Source organism: Bifidobacterium margollesii, from assembly GCF_002860355.1.
Lineage (GTDB): Bacteria > Actinomycetota > Actinomycetes > Actinomycetales > Bifidobacteriaceae > Galliscardovia > Galliscardovia margollesii.
Window position 1 is genome coordinate 1 of record NZ_NMWU01000079.1, and the last position, 1,765, is coordinate 1,765.

The window sequence follows — 1,765 nt, forward strand, 5'->3', positions numbered from 1 at the left end:
CCGCGGATCTCGGCATGGGCGCGTGGCAGGCCGGCAAGTGCTGGTTCACACGGGGCGGGCACAGGCAGAACCACGTTGATCAAGGTACGACGCCTCCGGGTTTCGATGATTCCGCGGAGTCCTGGACCACGGTCGTGCCGTCCGTGTCGTTCGCCACGCGCGCCCAGGCCACGTTCAACATCGCGGGCAGCACCACCCCGGTGTCCGACCTGATCTGGACCGGCTGCACGAACATCCCCGACGGCACCACGTTCACCGGCACCAGCACGCTCAACGTGGACACCGACCGCGACGGGAAGGCCGACCACACGAAGAGCGTGACCGTGGCCCCCAAGTGCGGCAGGCCCGTCGCCTCGCCCACCGTCAGCCCGAAGGACCTGGGCGTGGGCGACCGGTGGCCCGCCGGCTTCTACTGGTGGGACCTCAACGTGCCCAAACAGGGCCGGTACGTGCTCACGGCCACCGGCCACCAGGGACGGACGGATGCGAAGGAGTCCTGGACGGCCGCCGCGTCCCGCCTGATGACCGCCGGCGTGACCAGCCAGGCCGCCAACGGCCTGGTCGCCGACTGGAACCAGCAGGACGTGACCCGGGACACGAAATTCGACTCCCACGCCTCGTCCCTCCTGATCGCGGGCGGCACGGATCCGGTGTCCGACCGGGTGAGGCTCGACGTCAAGTCCCTCGACACGCCCGCCCACCGTGACTGGGACACGAACAACGACGGCCGGTTCGACGGGAACCTCAGGTTCACGGTCAAAACCACGATGCACCTGACGGGCGGGAAGAGCAAGGCGAAGACCCTCGACTACGCGTCCTACCACTCCGTTGCGGGCGGCAACGACAGCGGCACCGAGACGTTCAGCTTCACGCCCGCGGACTTCGGGCTGAAAACGTGGCCGGCCGGCGACGCCTGGTTCACCAGCCAGGTCACCGGCGTGACCGGGGCGGACAATGGGATGAACGTGGCCTGCCCGGCCGGACAGAAGCTCGTCGGCTCGAAGACCGATGAGTACCGGCTGTGCCTGACGGACTACGACCGTGAGACCAGCGAGCTCAACGGGGCGGAGAACATCCACTTCACGCCCAAATTCAAGCCCAGCGTCACCTCGAAGGTCGAGGCCTCCACCATGAGCGACGGCAACCCGCCCAAGGACGAGATCACCGTCAACCTCAACACCAGGACCGTGTCGGGCCTGAAGGTCACGGCGAGGGCCGACGTGTACTGGACGCCCGACAAGGGCGCGGACGGCACGGCCCTGCCCGCGAACCGCAAGCACGTCGCCGCGGTCACCCCGCTCGTGTTCGACGCCGCGTCCTTCAGGGACGGCGTCGCCACGAAGACCTACGACCCCGCCAAGGACCCCGCCATGAAGAACGTGCTGGGCAGGCTCGGCACCGGGTACGTGACCTACGTGTGGCGGATCGACAGGACCGACCTGACCGGCCAGCAGGTCACCTACGGGTGGGACTGGCACGCCAGGGGCTGGACCAAGACCCTCACGTTCGAGTCCGACCGGCTGCTGGACATGGACGCGACCGTATCCGACGGGTGGCGGCCCGGCCGCGAACAGGCCGAACAGACCACCGGCTGGTGGCTCAAGGTCACCAAGATCGGCTACCTCGGCCACGACGCGCACGGCCGGTTCCAGCCCGACCGTCCCGCCAAGGGGGCCGTCCTCAACATGCAGGAGACCGTCGACCAGACCGGCAGGACCCCGGTCGCCGGCGCCACGACGAACACCATCACCCTGAACAATAAGGG

The 1,765-nt window shown here is 68.4% G+C and carries 1 protein-coding gene; it reads left to right on the forward strand.

The window, feature by feature from the left end:
* Window positions 1–1,765: hypothetical protein (locus tag Uis1B_RS12175; protein WP_165782889.1), on the forward strand; the 1,765-nt coding region annotated here is incomplete at both ends.